This is a genomic window from Malaciobacter canalis, from assembly GCF_008000835.1.
Classification (GTDB): Bacteria; Campylobacterota; Campylobacteria; order Campylobacterales; family Arcobacteraceae; genus Malaciobacter; species Malaciobacter canalis.
Genome location: NZ_CP042812.1, coordinates 2,052,569 through 2,073,875 on the forward strand (window position 1 = coordinate 2,052,569; position 21,307 = coordinate 2,073,875).

A 21,307-nucleotide genomic window follows, 5' to 3' on the forward strand; every position below is an offset into this window, starting at 1 on the left:
ATTATTTAAAAGCTAAATCTCTTAAAAAAAGTGCAATTTGAGGGAAAAAGATAAGTAATGCAGTTACAAAAAATAGTATCAATACAAAAGGTAAAGTACCTCTAATAACTTCAATATAAGGTCTTTTAAATACAGCAATTGCTGTAAAAATATCACAACCAAAAGGTGGGGTTGCAGAACCTATTGCTACTTGCAGAGTAACTAAAGTACCAACTAAAACAGGGTCAAGTCCTACTTCTTTTACAACTGGTGCAAAAATTGGTACAAGAATTAGTATTACAACAATAGGATCAACAAACATACACCCTACAAAAAATGCAAGTGAAATTACAAATAAAATCTGCTTAGGTCCCATTTCACTAATTCCTATTGAAGCTAATAACTCTTGAGGAATTTGAGCAAATGATATAACCCATGAAAATGCAGCTCCAGCTGCAACTAATATAAATACAACTCCTGTAATAAGTCCTGTTGATTTTGCAGTATCAAAAATATCTTTAAAGCCCATTGTTTTAAATACTAAACCTTCTAAAATTAAAGCATATAAAACACAAACAGAAGCTGCTTCTGTTGGACTAAAAATACCACCATAAATACCACCAACTATAATAACAGGAAATCCAAGTGGCCAAAGAGCATCTCTTACAGCTTTTAACCTCTGGGCAGCACTTGCCTTTGGTTCTGTTGGAACATCATTTATAACAGCATAGATTACACTATAAATTGAGAAAAGTACAAGTATTAAAAGTCCAGGACCAATTCCTGCAATAAATAACTCTGCAATTGAAGTTTCTGAAATAACTCCATAAATAATCATTCCAATACTAGGAGGAATTAAAAAAGCAATATCACTAGAATTAATAATTAAAGCTAGAATAAATGAGTCTTTATATCCAGATTTTAACATCTTAGGTCGTAAAGGAGAACCAACAGCTACAACAGTAGCTTGTGTTGAGCCTGATACTGCACCAAAAAGAGTACATGCTGTTGATGTACTAACAGCTAAACCACCTTTTATATGTCCAATAAACTTCATAACCATATCAATCAATCTATTTGCTGATTGACCTCTTGTCATAATATCAGCTGCAAAAATAAACATAGGAACAGCAACTAAAGAAGCTGGCTTAATACCTGCTAGAAACTGCTGTATTACAAACTCCATTTTGCTAACATCCCCAAAAATTTCTAAAAATCCAACAAAAGTTCCAGCAACTAAAGGTACAATCATTGGAAAACCAAGTAGTAGAAGAACCAACATAACTGAAAAAATTAATAAAGCCATTTTATTCTCCCACTTCTAATCAACATCATGATATTCATCAATTACTTCTGTTGATAAATATACATCATCTTTTTGTATCAAATTTTTTATTGTTGTTAAAAAATATTGAACGCCCGTAACAAAAAAACCTACTGGAACCCAAACATATGTTATATATACAGGTATTTGTAAAGCAGGTAAAATTCTTCCTGAATCCATTAGTTTATCAATATATCCCAATGAAAAATAAAAAAGTCCAAACATAACTATTGAAGTACAAAGTGTAATAAAAATCATAAACACTTTTCGAAGTTTCTTTGGTAAAGCGTCGTAAAGAGCAGACATTCTAATATGTCTTCCTTTTCTTGCAGCATATCCAATACCTGCAAAAGTAATCAGAACAATTAAAATTCTATTTAATTCACCACTAAAGAAAAAACTGTGGTCAAAAACAAATCTTCCAATAACATTAATAATCGTATTAGCTGCCATTAAAAGAACACCTGTGCCAAGCAAGATAGATTCTATCTTACTTAAGCTATTATCTACTAAATCAAGTAGATTTTGAAAGGTTTTAGAAGCTTTCCTATAATAATCCATAATATTACTTAGAAGCCTCTTTTAAATCTTCAAGCATTTGATTTAATATTTTTTCACCACTTTTTCCAGTTAACTCAACAAATTTTTTATAAACATTTTGAGCACCTTTTCTAAATGGCTCTCTTTGTTTATCTGTTAAAGTTACAAATTTAATTGATGGTTTATCTTTTTTGATTTTTTCTTTTGCTTTTTTGATTATACTTTTTTGATAATCTAAAATATAATTAAATGCATATTCACTTGCATTTTTAACTAACTTTTTATTCTCTTTAGAAAGTGAATCAAAAAATCTCTTGTTTGCCATTACAGCTGTTGTAAAGATATTATGTCCTATATCAGTTATAACTTCTGATACTTCATAAAGTTTTGCAGACTCAATCCAAAACATTGGATTTTCTTGACCATCAATAATCTTTGTTTGTAGTGAACCATAAACCTCACCCCAAGCCAAAGGCGTTGGAACTGCACCAAACTCTTTATAAGTTTCAACTAATAATGGTGAAGTCATTACACGAATTTTTTTACCATTTAAGTCCTCAGGTTTAGTAAAAGGTTCTTGTGTTGTAATAGAAACAGCACCCTCTGGAAACATTTTTAAAAGTTCTAAACCTTGTTTTGCATAAAGCTTAGGAAACATCTCATTAATAGCTTTTGAATTTTTAAAAAAGTTATCAATTGCTTTACTATTTTCAGGGAAAACATAAGGAAGTAAAAATGCTTGTGCTTCTGGAATTAGTGTTCCTGTAAAACCAGGTGATTGATCAACAAACTCTAAAATACCAGCTTGAGCTTGTTCCATTACATCTACAGACTCACCAAGTGTTCCATAAGGATAAATTTTGATCTTATTATCAGAATTTTTTTCAATGTATTCTTTGAATTTAGTTGCATAAACTCCTTGTACATCAGTTATACTCTCTTCAATAGCATACTTCCATGTAGCAGCTTGTGTAGATACGGCTAAGATACTACTAACTAATAGCCCTTTAATAAACTTGTTTTTCATTGTATTTCTCCTAAATTTATCTTAAATGATTTTAAAGTAAACAATAAAATTCACTAAATACAAGATACAACACTTATTGCATATTATATCAATCTTATAAAAATTTAACATGTTTATGATAACTTTTTTCTTAATTACAAATCATTTTTTACACATTTTGTGTAATTTTTACACGCATTGAGTACCAAAAATTGCACTTTATAGTAAAAAAATGACAGTAAAATTGTAAATTTTTAAATTTATAAAAAAAGTAACATAAAAATAGGATATTTAGTAGATAATTTAAATTATTTAGAAATTATCCCTTTAGGTTAGAACCTAAAGAGATATAATATTTTTAGTTAAAATCAGGTCTTGGAGTATCAAGAGTTGATTCAGGTAATTGTGGATAAGTAACTACAGGTTTTCTTCCTTTTAATGCTTTTAAGAAAGTCACAATCTCTTTTGCTTCACTATCTGAGATTTTTACTCCTAATTGAGTAGAACCCATCTCTTTAACTGCTTTACTTAAAGACCAAACTTGTCCATTATGAAAATATGGAGCTGTTTCTGTAACATTTCTTAAAGTAGGAGTTTTTGCCATTCCATTTTTATCACCTTTAAAATCTCCAGCTTTTGCAAATGAATACTTAGCTACAGTTTCAAATGGTTGCATTGTCCCACCAAGTGCTATTCCATTGTGACAAGAAGCACAACCTTTATCAATAAAAGTATTTAAACCTTTTTTCTCAGCTTTACTTAATGCATCTGATTTTCCATTCATAAAGTCATCAAATCTTGAAGGAGTTACTAAAATCTTCTCAAAGATTGCAATTGTTGATGTGATTTTTTCAAAATCAATTTTTACATTATCTCCATATGCTTTTTTAAACTCTTCTATATATTCAGGTATTGAATTGATTCTTTTTTCAACTAAACCTTTTGGAGCTGCCATTTCTGGACCTGCTTGAACTGGACCTTGAGCTTGATCAGCTAGATGTGCACTTCTTCCATCCCAAAATTGTGCATCAAAAAATACTGAGTTATAAACTGTTGGAGAGTTTAAGTGGTGAGGATTTGCAGTCCATTTATGACCAACAGCAGCTGGAACACCATCAGCACCACCTAATCCTAGGTTATGACATGTATTACATGAAATAATTCCACTTTTCGAAATTCGTGGATCAAAATATAGTTTTTTACCCAACTCTACTTTTTCATCAGTAATTGGATCATTTTTATCATCAATTAGCTTTAATAATTCTAATTGACTTTGTGGTATTGCTTTTAAACCACTATTTTGTGCTTTTGTTACTAAAGAACTACTTGCAAACATAACACTTGCACTTAATGCAAAGATACTTAAAGTCTTACTTAACTTCATCTCATTCCCCTTATATTAAAATAATTTTAATTATAGGATAATTATTATTAATTGAAAATTAATTGTATAAATTTTTTGTACTATTTTATTTTATTAAATATTTTTTAAGTCTAATAAATATTTTTTGCTACAATTTCATCTTTTCCCTCAAAAAGTTTATCATCAGTTGCTTTTAATGCTTTGATTGCTAGTTTATTTGTTTTTTGCGCTATTATATTTGTATTTTCTGCTGTTTTTGCATTTTCTTGAGTATTTCTATCTAATTCTGACATTGTTGAATTAATTTGTACCATAACTTCACTTTGCTCTTTTGATGTTTTTGAAACATCTTCAACTAATTGTGTTGTTTCAGATATTTTTAATTCAAGTTTTTCAAAATCTTTAATCATTTCATTACTAATAGTTTTCCCATCATTTGTTTTTAAAGTTGCATTTTCAACTAATTCTTTAATCTCTTTAGCAGCTTGTGCACTTCTACTAGCAAGATTTCGTACTTCTTGAGCAACAACTGCAAATCCTTTTCCAGCTTCACCAGCAGTTGCAGCTTCTACTGCTGCATTTAAACTTAGAATATTTGTTTGAAATGCTATTTGATCTATTACAGTTATTGCTTCATTTATATTAGTTACTGTTTCATTTATATCTTCCATAGATTTAACTGTTTTAGATGCCATATTTTTACCATTTAAGGCTGCTTGTTTAGTTTCATTTGAGATTTTTGACATTTTTATTGATTGTTTTGTTGTATTTTCGATATTTGTAGTAACTTCTTCTATTGCAGCAGCTGTCTCTTCTAAACTAGCAGCTTGTTGAGTTGAAATTTGTGATAATGCATTTACATATTGTGTTAAAGAATTAGAATCATTTTCTAAATAAATTCCTGTTTTTCTACTATCTTTTAGCATTTGAGTTATTGTATGCCCTACACTATTTACATCTTGTGCTAATTTTTCCATACTTCCTTGCATTTTCGAAGAATCAACAAATTTAGTATAATCATAATCTCTATAACTACCAAGAACATTCATTATTGTTAAAATATTTTGTCTCATATTTTCTAACATTTGATTAATTACATCTTTTAGCTCATTTAATGTTTCATTATTTGAACTAACAGATATTTTCTTACTTAAATGTCCTTGTTTTATCATATTTGCAACATTTGTTGTATCAGCAATTAATTCTGATTCTTTTTTTATATTCTCTTTTGTATTTTGAATATTTTCATTAATAATCCTAGCCATACTTCCAAATTCATCATTTGAATCAATCTTTATTTCATCAACACTTTTATTTTGATGATTATTTAAAAAACTGAAAAATCCAACTAAACCTTTATGAAATTTATTAATATTAGAAATAACTTGATTAGCAATATAATAAGAAGAGAAAAGGCAAAGTATTATCATAACAGAAGCTAATACAAAAGCAAAAGTTTTAAGTTTATTAACCTTTGATTTAGATTGAGTCAAAACTTCATTTACAGCTGTTTTAAGTATTTCTTCACTTTTTAAAACTATATCTTTCATATCTTTTAAAAGTCCTTCATTATTAGAAAGTCCTTTAATCTCTTCAGCTTGAACCAATGCTAAAAAATCTTCTCTATATTTTTTTAAGCTTGAATATATCTGTTTTTTTTGTTCTTTATTAATGTGTGTTTTATTACTTCTTACAACAAATCTTAATTTTCTAATTGTTAAATTAAACTTATCCACATAAGATTTATCTTTTCTTAACATAAAATCTTTTTCATGTCTTCTTAATTCAAGAAGTTTAACATTCATAGTTTGATAACCTACCTCATCACCAATTTTTTGAACTTTATGAACTGTATTCCTTAAACTTCCATACAAGCCATCTTTGTGATTTAGTCCAATCTCTTTTTGTTTGCTTACTACTTTTTCAAAAATAGTTTTATACTCTTTTAAAGATTCTAAAAAATTATCAATTTGTTTTGTGCTAATAGAATTTGAAACAAGCAAACTATTAAGATTATTTGTATGATTAACTAATTCCTTATAATCTTTTAATAACTCTTGCGCAAAATTTATATTTAAACTATTTAAAAAGTTTTTCTCATTAATTCTTAATTTTAACATTTTTGATTGAAGAATTTCTATATCTTGGGAAGCTTTATTAATATTACTTACATTAGAAATTGCTAAAAACATCAACAAAGTAATAGCAGTAAGTCCAACCACTGCTATAATTGTTGATATTGATAGCTTTAATTTAACAGAAAGATTTTTCATTTTTTTCCTTGACATTAATATTGGCAGATTTTGCCAAAATATTATTACAAGTTGATTACAATATAATCATAAAAAATGCCCAAAATACTCCTTCTTTGTATTTAAATAATTTTCATTGTATACATTTGATTTTGTTATTGCTGATATTCTTTGGGTAATTTTTACACCTAAAGATTCAACATACTCTATTTTCTTAGGATTATTTGTTATTAATTTTATTGATTTAATATTTAAATCTTTAAAAATAAAATCAACAACACTATAATCTCTTTCATCTTCTTTAAAACCAAGTTCTAAGTTTGCTTGAACGGTATCTCTTCCTTTATCTTGTAAAGCATAAGCATTTACTTTATTTAATAAACCAATATTTCTACCCTCTTGTCTATGATAAATAATCAAGCCACCCTTTTCACCTATAAATTTCAATGCTAACTCAAGTTGATTTTGACAATCACACTTTAAACTACCTAAGGTATCCCCAGTTAAGCATTCTGAATGTATTCTTACATAAGGAGACTCTATTTTTTCAAAATCTCTTGACATAATTACAAGATGTTCTTGATTGTCTTGTTTATAAGCTTTTATTCTAAATTTTCCATGTTTGCTAGGTAAATTTGCTATATTTGATGTTTTTATATCCATAATAATCTTCTTTATATTTATAATAGTTTTTTTTGAATTATATAACTTTTTTCTTAAGTGCAACTAAGTTGCATAATTAATATTTTATTCTTTAGTTTAAACTTTTTTGCTAATATGTCAAATAGACAAAATTTTTAGATTATTAGTATATAATTAAAAAAAGGATTATTGATGTATGCACATGGGTTTATGCACTCTAGTTATTATTTAGCTGTGTTTTTTATTTTTTTAGTAATATTTATTATTGTTTTTTCAAAAAAAAGAAAAAAGAAACAAGAAAATCTAGAAAAATTAAAACAAAGATATATAAAAGGTGAAATAAGCAAAGAAGAGTATGAAGACTTAAAAAAATCAAGCTATAAAAAGTAATTACCTTTTATAGACTTGATATTTTTTACCTTTGATTTTATTGTTATTTAATTCTTTTAAGACTTTTAATTCATACTCTTTTTTTATTGCAACATAAGAGTGAAATGTAAAAATATCAATATTACCAATATCCTCACTTTTTAAACCTACTTGATGAATCAATGCACCAACAATATCACCAGCTCTTAATTTATTTTTTTTGCCACCACTAATATATAAAGTTCTATATTCTGGCATTAAATTATAAGATAAATCATCTTCTAAATTTTGTATTGAACTAAATTCAATATCATTATAAAGCTCTTTTATTTCTTCAATTTCATATTCATTGGTATATAAAGTAATTGCTTTACCCTTTGCTTGTGCTCTAGCAGTTCTTCCAATTCTATGGGTATGGACCTTTTCATCTTTTGCTACATCATAGTTTATAACTAAATCAATATCATCAATATTTAATCCCCTTGAAGCAACATCTGTTGCAATCATAATAGGATAAGATTTATTTGAAAAAAGTACAATAGTTTCATCTCTTTGCTTTTGATCTAAATCACTGTTTAAAACAACACAATCAAAGCCTAATTCAAATATTTCATCTGCTAACTCTTCACAAGTTACTTTTCTATTACAAAAAATCAAAACAGAACTTGCTTTATTTGATGAGATTAAAGAAGGAATAAGTGAAGTTTTTGAAGCTTGTGCAATCTTATAAAAAACTTGCGTAATTTTTTGATTTGAGTGTATATCATCATCTTGTATAAATATTGGATTATTTAAAATGTCTTTTGCTAAAACTTTTATATTTTCTTCAAAAGTTGCAGAAAATAATGAAGTTTGTCTATTATCTTTTGGCAATTCATTAACTATTGAAATCACATCTTCATAAAATCCCATATCAAGCATTTTGTCAGCTTCATCTAAAACTAATGTCTTAATATTTTCTAATTCTATATTATTTTCACTAATATGTTTTAATAATCTTCCAGGAGTTCCAACTACAATATGCGCTTTATGTTTTAATGAAGCTGCTTGTGGCTTAAAAGGAACTCCTCCACATAAAGTTAAAACTTTTACATTATGAATATGCCTACAAAGTTTTTTAATCTCTTGTGCAACTTGATTTGCTAGCTCTCTTGTTGGGCAAATCACCATTGATTGAATTGTAAACTTTTTTACTTCTAACTTTTCAACAAGAGGAATACTAAAAGATATGGTTTTTCCACTACCTGTTTTTGCTTGTGCTATTACATCACTATTATTAAGTAATAAAGGAAGAGTTTTTTCTTGAATTTTAGTCATATTTTTAAACTCTAAAGAGTTAAGATTTTCTAAAAGTTCTTTAGAAATATTAAGAGAATTAAATGTTGAGATAATGAAACCTTTTTAATTAGTATTATAACATATTTTGCAAAATAGTAAACAAAAAATTAAAAAGCTATTAAGCAATATTTATATATTCTAATTAATAATAAAAGAATAGGCAACATTAAAAAAACAATAAAGTGTCAAAAAGGGGTCACAATGCTTTCTAAAATGTCGATAAAGCAAAAGCTTATATTAATAATGTCAATACCTTTATGCGTAGTTATTCTACTAGCAGCAAAATTAGGTTATGACTCATATAAATATAATGATAACTTAAAGCAATTAGATAAAGTTATTATACTTTCTACAAAAATAGGTGCTTTAGTACATGAAACTCAAAAAGAGAGAGGTATGACAGCTGGTTATTTAGGAAGTAAAGGAACAAAGTTTCAAAATAAGCTTCCAAGTCAACGAAATCTAACAGATAATAAGCTTCAAGATATAAAAGCTTTTTTATCAAACTTTAATGAAAATAACTACTCTGAAGAGTTTAGAAGTAATCTTGAAAATAGTTTACAAAATCTTACAAGATTATCAAAGATTAGATCAGAAGTTACAAATTTACAAATAAAAACTTCTGATGCAATAGGCTATTATACAAACACAAATGCCATGCTTTTAAATACTATTAGTAGTATTACAAAACTTTCAAGCAATGCCAAAGTTTCACAAGACTTGATTGCATACATGAACTTTTTACTTTCAAAAGAGAGAGCTGGGATTGAAAGGGCTGTTGGAACAAATACTTTTGCAAGGGACAATTTTGGACCTGGAATGAAAGCAAAGTTTTACAATCTTATAGCAGCACAAAACTCTTACATGGATTCATTTTTAAAAGTTTCTGACACCTTAGCAAAAAACTTTTATGCACAAACTGTAAGAGGAGAAGCTGTTGAAGAAGTAAATAAGATGAGGAATACTGCACTTTATAGTCAAAAAGATTCAAATTTTGGAGTAGATGCAGCCTATTGGTTTGATACAATTACTAAAAAAATTAATTTATTAAAAAAAGTAGAAAATTTCTTAGCTGAACATTTAATTGAAACAATTAATAATGAGATGAGTGATGCTAAATATGAAATGATACTTTTTGGTATTTTAAGTGCAATTGGTGTTTTACTTACTCTAATTTTAGCAAGAACTATTGCATTTACAATATTAATAGATGTTGATCTAGTAAGAAAAGGATTAACAGACTTTTTTGCTTTTATTAACTTTGAAAAAGATGATATAAATCTTGAAGTTGTTGATTCAAAAGATGAGTTAGGAATGATGTCTAAGCTTATCAATGAAAATATCAATAAAACAAAAGCAAATATTCAAGCTGATAAAAGATTGATTGCAAATACAATTGAAGTTGCAAATAAGATTAATAAAGGTCATTTAGATACAAGAATTTCAGAAGACTCGAACAATCCTGCATTAAGTGAATTAAAAAATATTATAAATCAGATGCTTGAAACATTAAATTCTAACTTTGAAAATATTATGACAGTTCTTAATTCATATTCAAAATTAGATTTTAAACCAAAACTTGAAGATAATAATCTTGAGGGTATAATAAAAGAGCTTGAAGATGATGTAAATATTTTAAGAGATGTAATTACAGAGACATTAATAGAGAATAAAAAAACAGGCTTAATTCTTAATCAAAGTGCAAATACACTAACTTTAAACATGGATCAAATTGCAAATGCTGCAAATAGCCAAGCAACATCACTTGAAGAAACAGCAGCAAGTTTAGAAGAGATAACATCAAATATTAAAAATAACACAGAAACAACTGTTCAAATGGCTAGTTATGGTGAAAAAGTTAAATACTCTGTATCTTCTGGAAGAGAATTAGCAAACAGCACAGCTAGCTCTATGGAAGATATAAATAATCAAACGAATGCAATTACAGAAGCAATTACAGTAATTGATCAAATCTCATTTCAAACAAATATTCTATCTTTAAATGCTGCTGTTGAAGCTTCAACAGCAGGTGAAGCTGGAAAAGGATTTGCAGTTGTTGCTCAAGAAGTAAGAAATCTTGCAAACAGAAGTGCAGAAGCAGCAAAACAAATTAAAGATTTAGTTGAACAAGCACAACAAAAAACAACTGAAGGTAAAAAAGTTGCTGATAATATGATTACAGGTTATGAAGAGTTAAATGAGAATATTACTAAAACTTTAGACTTAATAGATAATGTTACAACTGCTAGTAAAGAGCAATCAACAGGTATGATTCAAATAAATGATGCAGTAAATAACTTAGATAAGATAACACAAGAGAATGCTCAAAATGCTTCACAAGCTGATGTTATTGCTAAAAAAACTCTTGAAATATCAAATATGATTATTGAACATGCAGATGCAAAAGATTTTGATGGAAAAAATAGTATCAAAATAGAAAAAGAAGAAAATAGAACAAATCACAACTTTCAAACTAAAGAAAACTCTAAAACAAAAAAGAGAATAAAAAACAATAACCAATTTTCAGATAATACATCAAATGATGATTGGGAAAGTTTCTAATGCTTCCTATAGAAGTAGATTATCTACTTCTATAGTTCAATTAATCTTTCAAACATCTCTTTAATTTCTGTTTCATGACTGATTAAAAATATCTGTCTATATTGCTCTTTTATTGTATGAAAAGCCTCAAGTATTTCCAATCTTCTAGTTTCATCTTGACTTCCAAAAACTTCATCAAATGCTAAAAATCCAATTTGAGAGCTTCCATTTAACTCCATTAATGTTTTTGAAATTGCAATTCGTAAAACTAAATTTGCTAAATCAACCTCTCCACCACTAAATCTTTCAATTGGGTATTTTTTCCCATCATCATAAATATAAAAATCAAAATCATTTGAAACTTCTATAAATTGATATTTACCTTTTGTAATTTTAGAATACATATTTGATGCAATTTGAGATATTTTTGGAGCAATTTTTGAATTAATATTTGTTTTAAACTCAGCCATTGATAGTTTTAATTTTGTATAATCATTTAAATCTTCAATCTTAACTTGAAGTTTTATTTTTTGCTCTTCATTCTCTTTTAATCTGTTATTTATACTATTTATCTCACCATTAATCTTTGATTCTTGAAGTTTTTTATTATAAAGCAATTCTGTTAAATCATCTTTTTTTCTAAGAGTTTCATCTAAATTTTTTTTCAATAAAATATGAGTATTCTCATCATATAATATCTCTTTTTCATCATTTTTCAATTGACTTATTTTTAAAACTAAAGACTCTTTTTCTTTTGATGTCTCTTTTAAAGAGATTAGTAGTTTATTTTCACCTTGCATTTGTGCTTCTAAACTTATTAAATATTCATATTCAACTTTTAAATTTTGAAACTTTTCAATCATATCTTCATGTAGTTTTTTATCATATACATATTCTTGAAGTCTTTCAATAGCTTCGTTATTTCCTTTTCCTCTTGTTTCTATATCATTTAAATATGATTTACTTTTTAATAAATCTTTTTTTCTTTCATTTAAAATATTTAATTTTGAATGAATCTCTTTCTCTTTTAATACAGCTTTGTCATACTCATCTTGTTTTATTTCAATTCTTTTATTTAATTCTTCTAATTTAGATTCATAAATATAAATATTTTTTTCATAAGTTTTTTCTATTAGCTCATATAATGAATTTAAAACCTTATCATAATCATCTAATAGTTCTCTAGTACAAGTAGGACATTTAGAGTTTTTACCTAAACTTTGAATAGTTTGAATCTTTGATTTAGTATCTTTAATTAGATTTTGTTCTCCTGCTATTTTATCCCTAAGCTCTCGTTCATCAATCTTTTTATCTTGTAGCTGTTTTTGATACAACTTTATTTTATCTTTTAGCTCTTTTTGTTCTAATTGCACAGAATTAACATTTACTATTTCTTCTTCTAAAAACTTAATCTCATCTTTTTGTTTTTTATATGCAAGTCTTAACTCATCTCTTTCTTTTATAAGTCCGATTTTTTTTAAATATTTTTCTTTTAAATTATCTTGTTGTTTTAAGTTATTTACTATTTTTTCATACTCATTTTTCACAATTTTTTTTATTTTATACTCTTCTTTTTTTGCTTCTAATTGAGTTTTTTGAGTTTGCAGTTCATTTATATTTTTTATTATTGATTCTAATTTTGATTCAAATAGTTTAATTTTATTTTGATAATCATTTTTTTGTTCTTTTATCTTCTCAAAACGAATTAGCTGTTCTTTAATTGATTTCTCTTCATCTATAAGTTTTTGTTTTTGTTCTTCTCTTAAATTGATTTTCTCTTTTAGTATTTTTAATGACTCTTGATAACTTTTAATATGTGTTTCATATTCATCTACTTGCTCAATATTTAATAAAAAAGAAGAAAAACTCTTTATCTCTTTATTTAAATCTGAAATGCTTTCTTTTAAAAACTTCTCAATTTGATCAATTTTTTCTAATCCTAAAAGCTTTCTTATCATCTTTTTGCGATGTTCATTATCTAAACTACTAAGACTTGTTAACTCTTTTTGTGAAGCAAATAGTGTATTTAAAAATGCATCTTTTGTCATTTTTGTCATATTAATAATATACCTAGTTACATCTTTTGCACCATTTACAATTAATTCATCATTTTTATAAAGTTTTGCAATTGCATTTAAATTTTTTCCTCTAAACTCTCTTACTACCTTATAATCAAGATTATCAAACTCAAATTCAAGTAAAACAATTAATTCATCTTTACTATTTGCTCTTACATTTTTAATTAGCTCTTTTGAACCTTTTGATTTAAGCTCCCCATACAATGCAAATAATATTGCTTCAAAAATAGTTGATTTTCCGCTTCCATTTTTTCCAATTATTCCAGTAAGTCCATCATAAATGTCTATTTCAAAATTTTTATATTTCTTGAAGTTTTTCAAACTAAGTTTAGTTAATATCATCATAACTTTCCTCATACTTGGCAAAAAGTTCATCTGATTTAGATTTCAATCTTTCATATTCATCTTTTGCACAATACTCTTCTAAAAACTCAGTAAAATACTCTTTTAAAGATATTGCTTGTATATCATCAACTTTGAAATTTTCTTCTTTTATAAACTCTCTTTTGACAAGAACTTGTAAACAATTAGTAAAATACTCTTTTATTTGAAGATTTGAGATATCTATTGATTTTAAAGCTGTTAGATTTTTTATTATAACTTGTATAATTGCTCCACTAAGATTTGATTTATCAATTAAGTTTAGCTCTTTCTCAAAATCATTTCCATCAATCTCAAAGCTATAAAAAGGTCTAATTGAAATATGTTTAAAATCAACCTCTAAACTATTATTTAACTTTACTAAAATAAATCCCTTATTATTTCTTTTATCATTTAAAGAAGTCCTTTCACTACTTCCACTATAAAATACATTCTCATATTTTCCAACTTTTGAAAATCCATGCCAATGTCCAAGAGCAACATAATCCATTTTCTGAAAAATATACTCTTTATCTTTAGGATAAACAAACTCTCCAAACTCACTCATCAAATATGATGCTCCAACACTACAATGTAACATCATAATATTTTTTTTATACTTGTTAATAGAAGATTCTAACTTATCAAGTTCATTATAAATGGCATTTTCCTCATTTAAATGAGGAATAGTATGAAATATAATATTATCAAATTCAAAAGATTCATATTTACATGAGTAAGCACAGTAAATATTGGTAAAATTATCAAATATTGAAAGAATAGGTTTTGAGCTTATAGTTCTTGGAGTAGAATGGTTTCCTGCAATTAAAATTATAGGTATATTCAAATTATTTAAGTATGCAAATTTATCTAGTGCAAACGCAATTGCTCTATTACTTGGACTACTTCTATGAAATAAATCCCCTGTATGAATAATATAATCAGGTTTAATCTTAATAATACTTTGAACTATATCATCAAATGCTTTATAAAAATCAGCTTCACGTTGATTTATACCATCACTATTTAATATATCTAAATCATTAAAACCTAAATGGGTATCACTAAAATGTATAATCTTCAAAATTTATCCATTCAATATAAAATTAAAGTAAAAAGTCACAATAATTTTACTTATTAAAAATATAATATACCTTTTAAATAAAAAGGTATATTATGTTAAGTTTTTCAGCTTTATTAGTAATAGTTATTGGACTATACCTAGCTTTAATAGCAACATTGCTTATATAAGTATTATTTCAATAAATAAGGCAAATCTCTTTTTAAACTCTCAAGTAAACCTTCATTTAAAAATAGTTTTGCATACTTCTTATTTTGATTTTTATAAGCATATGAACAAACATATCTATTCTTTTGAATAACAGAAATAGCATGTTCTAAATTGGCTTTATTCTCTTCATTTGAATTATAGTATTTATACATCTGCTCTAAAGGTTTTTCAAAATTTGTATCTTTTAAAAAAACAATGCTTTCATCTAGAAACTCAATAACATTTTCTTTTCCAGACTTTATATTACAAAATGCAGCTTGAACATCATCCATTTTTATATCAAACTTATAGCCTGCTAAAAGCAATTTTTTCACATTTTCTATATCATTTTCTTGAAAATAATATTGTAATAAAAGTTTACAATAATGATTTAATAAATCTTCCTCTTCATTTGCTAGTTCATCTAATATAATATCAACATCTTTAATCTTATTACTTTTAATAAATTCATTATGAAATATACCAATTTGACCAATAATTTCATGTAGTCTATCACTCATTATTTTTCCTTATAAAATATTAGATATTATATCTACTAAATTTTAATATGATGTTAATCGTTCAATAATATAAGAATAAAGGCAAGTCTATAAGAAAATTATAAAGGAATAAAATAAGTAAATGTATAAAGTAAAAAAAAGGCAAAAAAAAAGCCCATAACTAAGATAACTTAAATAAGTTAAAATAGATAAGGGCTTGTAAAAACTCAAGAGCTGGCAGAGGCCTACGTTTCCACACCTGAAAGGTGCAGTATTATCAGCGCAGAAGTGCTTGACTTCCAGGTTCGGTATGGATCTGGGTATTTCCACTTCGCTATATCCACCAGCAATATGAGTATACAATGAATTTTATTATTCACTCTATACTCATATTTTGAGTATATTAATGTTAAAGTCTCTTTGAACACAACTTTAGTAAACTTAATAAGATAGTAAACCAAGTATAATAATAAGCCGAACGATCTATTAGTACTAGTCAGCTAAACATATCTCTATGCTTACACATCTAGCCTATCAACCAGTTAGTCTTACTGGGATCTTCAGGGAAAGTTCATCTTGAAGTTGGCTTCGAGCTTAGATGCTTTCAGCTCTTATCTCATCCGTACGTAGCTACCCAACGATGCTCTTGGCAGAACAATTGGTACACCAGTGGTACGTTCATCCCGGTCCTCTCGTACTAGGGACAAATCTTCTCAACTTTCCTACGCCCACGGAAGATAGGGACCGAACTGTCTCACGACGTTCTGAACCCAGCTCGCGTACCGCTTTAAATGGCGAACAGCCATACCCTTGGGACCTGCTCCAGCCCCAGGATGCGATGAGCCGACATCGAGGTGCCAAACCTCCCCGTCGATGTGAGCTCTTGGGGGAGATCAGCCTGTTATCCCCGGCGTACCTTTTATCCTTTGAGCGATGGCCCTTCCACTCAGAACCACCGGATCACTATGACCGACTTTCGTCTCTGCTCGAGTTGTCTCTCTCACAGTCAAGCTAGTTTATGCCATTATACTCATCAGGCGATTTCCATCCGCCTTGAACTAACCTTTGTAAGCCTCCGTTACTTTTTAGGAGGCGACCGCCCCAGTCAAACTACCCACCAGACATTGTCCTGATACAAGTTTATTGTACGCAGTTAGTAACTCAAATATTCAAGGGTGGTATCTCAAGGATGGCTCATACTCTACTTGCGTCTAGTAATCAAAGCCTCCCACCTATCCTGCACATGAATATCCAAGCTACAGTGTCAAGCTGTAGTAAAGGTGCACGGGGTCTTTCCGTCTTTCCGCGGGTAGGAGGAATTTTCACCTCCACTACAATTTCACTGGATCCCTGGTTGAGACAGCTCCCATCTCGTTACGCCATTCATGCAGGTCGGTATTTAACCGACAAGGAATTTCGCTACCTTAGGACCGTTATAGTTACGGCCGCCGTTTACTCGGGCTTCGATCAAATGCTTCGCTTACGCTTACATCATCAATTAACCTTCGAGCACCGGGCAGGCGTCACACCTTATACATCCACTTACGTGTTAGCAAAGTGCTGTGTTTTTGGTAAACAGTCGGGAGGGACTCTTTGTTGCAACCTCTTAGGCTTTTGAGAGTAAATCTCTATACCAAAGTAGGCACACCTTATACCGAAGATACGGTGCTAGTTTGCAGAGTTCCTTAACCAGGGTTCTTCCACGCGCCTTAGAATACTCATCCCACCTACCTGTGTCGGTTTACGGTACGGGCAACAATTAATATACTTAGTGGCTTTTCTTGGCACGACAGTATCATCGATTCTAAACGCTCTCCGAAGAGATTGTTCAGCCTATCAGATCTCGGTCTCTTGTAATCCGGATTTACCTAAATTACAACCTACGTCCTTCGACCCACTATTCCATCAGTGAGCTCGATTAACTCTATGCGTCCCCACATCGCGCTTAATTGTTGGTATTGGAATATTAACCAATTTCCCATCGTCTACCCCTTTCGGACTCGACTTAGGACCCGACTAACCCTACGATGACGAGCATCGCGTAGGAAACCTTGGGTTTTCGGCGTTAAGGATTCTCACCTTAATTATCGCTACTCATGCCTGCATGCTCACTTCTATCCGCTCCACTGCTCCTTACCGGTACAGCTTCGACGCTGAATAGAACGCTCTCCTACCACTCATAATAAATTATGAATCTAAAGCTTCGGTGTACATCTTAGCCCCGTTATATTTTCCGCGCAGAATCACTAGACCAGTGAGCTGTTACGCTTTCTTTAAAGGATGGCTGCTTCTAAGCCAACCTCCTGGTTGTCACAGTAACTCCACATCGTTTTCCACTTAGATGTAACTTTGGGACCTTAGCTGTTAGTCTGGGTTGTTCCCCTCTCGACATAGGATTTTATCACCCTACGCCTGACTCCCTAGCTTACACATGTAGTATTCGAAGTTTGATAGGGTTTGGTACCGCGGTAAGCAGCCCTAGCCCATTCAGTGCTCTACCCCTACATGCTACTACTAGAGGCTATACCTAAATATATTTCGGAGAGAACCAGCTATCACGAAGTTTGATTGGCCTTTCACCCCTATCCACAGGTCATCCGGGGGCTTTTCAACGCCCATCGGTTCGGTCCTCCACTGGCTCTTACACCAGCTTCAACCTGCCCATGGATAGATCACTTCGTTTCGGGTCTGCAGCATCTGACTAATTCGCCTTTTAAGACTCGCTTTCGCTACGGCTTCGTACTTGACTTAACCTTGCCAGATACCACAACTCGCAGGCTCATTATGCAAAAGGCAGTCCATCACCCTGTGAATAAATTCACATAGGGCTCTGAATGATTGTAAGCTAATGGTTTCAGGTTCTATTTCACTCTCCTCGCTGGAGTACTTTTCACCTTTCCCTCACGGTACTTGTTCACTATCGATCTGTAAGTAGTATTTAGGGTTGGAGGGTGGTCCCCCCGGATTCAGACAAAATATCACGTGTTCCGTCCTACTCAGGATACCATTAGAGCTATTGATAATTTCGTATACAGGAGTTTCACCCTCTTTGCTATACCTTTCCAGATATTTCTACTATTATCTTTAGTCTCATATTATGGTCCTTCAACCCCCTATGCAAGCATAGGGTTTGCCCTTCTCCCATTTCGCTCGCCGCTACTTTGGGAATCTCTTTTGATTTCTCTTCCTATGGTTACTGAGATGTTTCACTTCACCACGTTAGCCCCCATTTCTGGGTAATATATATCTCTATATATTGGGTTGTCCCATTCGGATATTCACGAATCAATGCTTCTTGACAGCTCCTCGTGACTTTTCGCAGTCTAGTACGTCCTTCTTCGCCTCTTACAGTCTAGGCATCCACCATTAGCCCTTAATAGCTTATTTTTTTAATTAGATCTTACTCTAACCTTTTTTGATAATTATTCCTTGGCTACTATCTTATTAAATTTAATAAAATAGTTGTGTTCTTCTTTTCTTTCTTGAAATTGCTTTCTTTTCTTAGAAAAATTTTTGACTTTAACATTATATTTTTAAATAACTTCTTTAATCTTCTCATCTCTGAAAAAATTAAATATAAATCCAATATTTATTGAACTTATATTTAACTTCTTCTTGTTTGTTGGTGGAGAATAGCGGGATCGAACCGCTGACCTCCTGCGTGCAAGGCAGGCGCTCTCCCAGCTGAGCTAATTCCCCAACTTTTTAATCTCTTCTTTTAAGATTATTTAATCATGGTGGGCCTACCAGGACTTGAACCTGGGACCTCACGATTATCAGTCGAGCGCTCTAGCCAGCTGAGCTATAGGCCCTCTCACCTATCTTTTAAATAACCTTTATAAACTGAATATATATTGACTTTGATTAAGAGTTTTGACTCTCTTAATCTTTTCTCTGAAAGGAGGTGATCCAACCGCAGGTTCTCCTACGGTTACCTTGTTACGACTTCACCCCAGTCGCTAATTCCACTGTGGAGGGTAGCTATCTTAGCATCCCCGCTTCGAGTGAAATCAACTCCCATGGTGTGACGGGCGGTGAGTACAAGACCCGGGAACGTATTCACCGTAGCATTGCTGATCTACGATTACTAGCGATTCCAACTTCATGTAGTCGAGTTGCAGACTACAATCCGAACTGGGAGGTATTTTTTAGATTTGCTCCACATCACTGTATCGCTGCTCTTTGTATACCCCATTGTAGCACGTGTGTAGCCCTGGTCGTAAGGGCCATGATGACTTGACGTCGTCCTCACCTTCCTCCTACTTGCGTAGGCAGTCTCATTAGAGTTCTCACCCGAAGTGTTAGCAACTAATGACGAGGGTTGCGCTCGTTGCGGGACTTAACCCAACATCTCACGACACGAGCTGACGACAGCCGTGCAGCACCTGTATATAAGTTTCTGCAAGCAGACACCCATCTATCTCTAAATGGTTCTTACTATGTCAAGACCAGGTAAGGTTCTTCGCGTATCGTCGAATTAAACCACATGCTCCACCGCTTGTGCGGGTCCCCGTCTATTCCTTTGAGTTTTAATCTTGCGACCGTACTCCCCAGGCGGTACACTTAATGTGTTAACTGCATTACTGCTATGTCGAGCATAGCAACAACTAGTGTACATCGTTTAGGGCGTGGACTACCAGGGTATCTAATCCTGTTTGCTCCCCACGCTTTCGCGTCTCAGCGTCAGTTATGTTCCAGTAGATCGCCTTCGCAATCGGTATTCCTTCTGATCTCTACGGATTTTACCCCTACACCAGAAATTCCATCTACCTCTCCCATACTCTAGATAGACAGTTTCAAAAGCAGTTCAATAGTTAAGCTATTGGATTTCACTTCTGACTTATCTATCCGCCTACACGCTCTTTACGCCCAGTGATTCCGAGTAACGCTTGCACCCTCCGTATTACCGCGGCTGCTGGCACGGAGTTAGCCGGTGCTTATTCATATAATACCGTCATTATCTTCTTATATAAAAGGAGTTTACGCACCGAAATGTGTCATCCTCCACGCGGCGTTGCTGCATCAGGGTTTCCCCCATTGTGCAATATTCCCCACTGCTGCCTCCCGTAGGAGTCTGGACCGTGTCTCAGTTCCAGTGTGACTGATCATCCTCTCAAACCAGTTAAGCGTCATTGACTTGGTGAGCTATTACCTCACCAACTATCTGATACTGTACAGGCCGATCTTCAAGCTATAAATATTTCCCTTGCATACTTTCGCATTAAAGGCATATGGGGTTTTAGCAGACGTTTCCATCTGTTATCCCCCTCTTGAAGGCACGTTACCTATATATTACTCACCCGTGCGCCACTTAGCTGACAGATTAGCAAGCTAATCCCGTTCTCGTTCGACTTGCATGTGTTAAGCACGCCGCCAGCGTTCACTCTGAGCCAGGATCAAACTCTCCATAAAGTGTTTGTTCTCTGACTAATTATGTATTTCTATACAAAATTAATTACTCATTGTTTTATCATACTTTATGTATGATATTATAGACGAAGAATTTGTATTCTTCTTATTTTTTTGTCATATATATATTCAGTTTATAAAAGTTACTTCTCTTACAAACTTACTTTGTGTTAAAGAACTCAATCTCATCTTTAGCTCTCAATCTCTTGTTTGCCTCAGCGAATTTGGACGGGAATTATAGACAAATCTTGCCCCTTTGTCAAGGGTTTAAACTTAATGCAGGCTTAAATTTTGGAAAATACTTTCTTCTTTACTCTCTTCTCTATATTTTATGGG

The 21,307-nt window shown here is 30.8% G+C and carries 11 protein-coding genes, 2 tRNA genes, 3 rRNA genes and 1 pseudogene; 2 read left to right on the top strand and 15 right to left on the bottom strand.

Going from position 1 to position 21,307, the window contains the following annotated elements; all coding sequences use genetic code 11:
• Position 1: 1 nt before the first annotated feature.
• The 6 genes from ACAN_RS10220 to ribA form a co-directional block, all read right to left on the bottom strand.
• A complete protein-coding gene (locus tag ACAN_RS10220) occupies positions 2–1,285 on the bottom strand; it encodes a TRAP transporter large permease (protein WP_079577793.1) in 1,284 nt (427 codons plus the stop codon).
• Between the two features lie 15 nt (positions 1,286–1,300).
• A complete protein-coding gene (locus ACAN_RS10225) occupies positions 1,301–1,864 on the bottom strand; it encodes a TRAP transporter small permease (protein ID WP_099334481.1) in 564 nt (187 codons plus the stop codon).
• A 4-nt stretch (positions 1,865–1,868) separates the two neighbouring features.
• Positions 1,869–2,870, bottom strand: a complete 1,002-nt coding sequence (gene dctP, locus ACAN_RS10230; RefSeq protein ID WP_099334482.1) for a TRAP transporter substrate-binding protein DctP — start codon at positions 2,868–2,870, stop codon at positions 1,869–1,871.
• 337 nt (positions 2,871–3,207) lie between these two features.
• A complete protein-coding gene (locus ACAN_RS10235) occupies positions 3,208–4,233 on the bottom strand; it encodes a cytochrome-c peroxidase (protein ID WP_099334483.1) in 1,026 nt (341 codons plus the stop codon).
• A gap of 110 nt (positions 4,234–4,343) precedes the next feature.
• A complete protein-coding gene (locus tag ACAN_RS10240) occupies positions 4,344–6,485 on the bottom strand; it encodes a methyl-accepting chemotaxis protein (RefSeq protein ID WP_165773063.1) in 2,142 nt (713 codons plus the stop codon).
• 66 nt (positions 6,486–6,551) lie between these two features.
• Entirely contained in the window at positions 6,552–7,127 is a 576-nt protein-coding gene (ribA, locus tag ACAN_RS10245; protein WP_079577788.1) for a GTP cyclohydrolase II, read from the bottom strand.
• 171 nt (positions 7,128–7,298) lie between these two features.
• Between ribA and ACAN_RS10250 the strand changes: the two genes are divergently transcribed.
• Entirely contained in the window at positions 7,299–7,496 is a 198-nt protein-coding gene (locus tag ACAN_RS10250) for an SHOCT domain-containing protein (protein WP_079577787.1), read from the top strand.
• Here the strand turns inward: ACAN_RS10250 and dbpA are convergent, their stop codons facing one another.
• Positions 7,497–8,867, bottom strand: a complete 1,371-nt coding sequence (dbpA, locus tag ACAN_RS10255; protein ID WP_322863385.1) for an ATP-dependent RNA helicase DbpA — start codon at positions 8,865–8,867, stop codon at positions 7,497–7,499.
• A 147-nt stretch (positions 8,868–9,014) separates the two neighbouring features.
• On the opposite strand from dbpA, the pseudogene ACAN_RS10260 reads away from it, so the two are divergent.
• Positions 9,015–11,249: pseudogene (locus ACAN_RS10260) on the top strand (methyl-accepting chemotaxis protein); the annotation flags it as partial.
• Between the two features lie 155 nt (positions 11,250–11,404).
• On the opposite strand, the gene ACAN_RS10265 reads toward ACAN_RS10260, so the two are convergent.
• From ACAN_RS10265 to ACAN_RS10300, 8 genes are all read right to left on the bottom strand, one after another.
• Positions 11,405–13,777, bottom strand: a complete 2,373-nt coding sequence (locus ACAN_RS10265; protein WP_228150638.1) for an AAA family ATPase — start codon at positions 13,775–13,777, stop codon at positions 11,405–11,407.
• A complete protein-coding gene (locus ACAN_RS10270; RefSeq protein ID WP_099334487.1) occupies positions 13,761–14,876 on the bottom strand; it encodes a metallophosphoesterase family protein in 1,116 nt (371 codons plus the stop codon). Before ACAN_RS10270 ends, ACAN_RS10265 begins: the two co-directional genes overlap by 17 nt.
• 170 nt (positions 14,877–15,046) lie before the next feature.
• Positions 15,047–15,583, bottom strand: a complete 537-nt coding sequence (locus tag ACAN_RS10275; RefSeq protein ID WP_099334488.1) for a hypothetical protein — start codon at positions 15,581–15,583, stop codon at positions 15,047–15,049.
• A gap of 211 nt (positions 15,584–15,794) precedes the next feature.
• Positions 15,795–15,910 (bottom strand): 5S ribosomal RNA (gene rrf / locus ACAN_RS10280).
• A 117-nt stretch (positions 15,911–16,027) separates the two neighbouring features.
• Positions 16,028–18,949, bottom strand: a 23S ribosomal RNA gene (locus ACAN_RS10285).
• A 236-nt stretch (positions 18,950–19,185) separates the two neighbouring features.
• Positions 19,186–19,261: transfer RNA gene (locus ACAN_RS10290), tRNA-Ala, on the bottom strand.
• A gap of 36 nt (positions 19,262–19,297) precedes the next feature.
• A tRNA-Ile gene (locus ACAN_RS10295) sits at positions 19,298–19,374 on the bottom strand.
• An 85-nt stretch (positions 19,375–19,459) separates the two neighbouring features.
• Positions 19,460–20,974: ribosomal RNA gene (locus ACAN_RS10300) — 16S ribosomal RNA — on the bottom strand.
• Together the 16S, 23S and 5S rRNA genes with 2 tRNA genes alongside form the textbook arrangement of a ribosomal RNA operon.
• Positions 20,975–21,307: the final 333 nt, after the last annotated feature.

Bases quoted from the DNA above. Each gene is read 5' to 3' on its own strand.
- ACAN_RS10240 (WP_165773063.1), bottom strand. From the start codon at position 6,485: ATGAAAAATCTTTCTGTTAAATTAAAGCTATCAATATCAACAATTATA.
- ACAN_RS10235 (WP_099334483.1), bottom strand. From the start codon at position 4,233: ATGAAGTTAAGTAAGACTTTAAGTATCTTTGCATTAAGTGCAAGTGTT.
- ACAN_RS10225 (WP_099334481.1), bottom strand. From the start codon at position 1,864: ATGGATTATTATAGGAAAGCTTCTAAAACCTTTCAAAATCTACTTGAT.
- dctP (WP_099334482.1), bottom strand. From the start codon at position 2,870: ATGAAAAACAAGTTTATTAAAGGGCTATTAGTTAGTAGTATCTTAGCC.
- ACAN_RS10220 (WP_079577793.1), bottom strand. From the start codon at position 1,285: ATGGCTTTATTAATTTTTTCAGTTATGTTGGTTCTTCTACTACTTGGT.
- ACAN_RS10250 (WP_079577787.1), top strand. From the start codon at position 7,299: ATGTATGCACATGGGTTTATGCACTCTAGTTATTATTTAGCTGTGTTT.
- ribA (WP_079577788.1), bottom strand. From the start codon at position 7,127: ATGGATATAAAAACATCAAATATAGCAAATTTACCTAGCAAACATGGA.
- ACAN_RS10265 (WP_228150638.1), bottom strand. From the start codon at position 13,777: ATGATGATATTAACTAAACTTAGTTTGAAAAACTTCAAGAAATATAAA.
- ACAN_RS10275 (WP_099334488.1), bottom strand. From the start codon at position 15,583: ATGAGTGATAGACTACATGAAATTATTGGTCAAATTGGTATATTTCAT.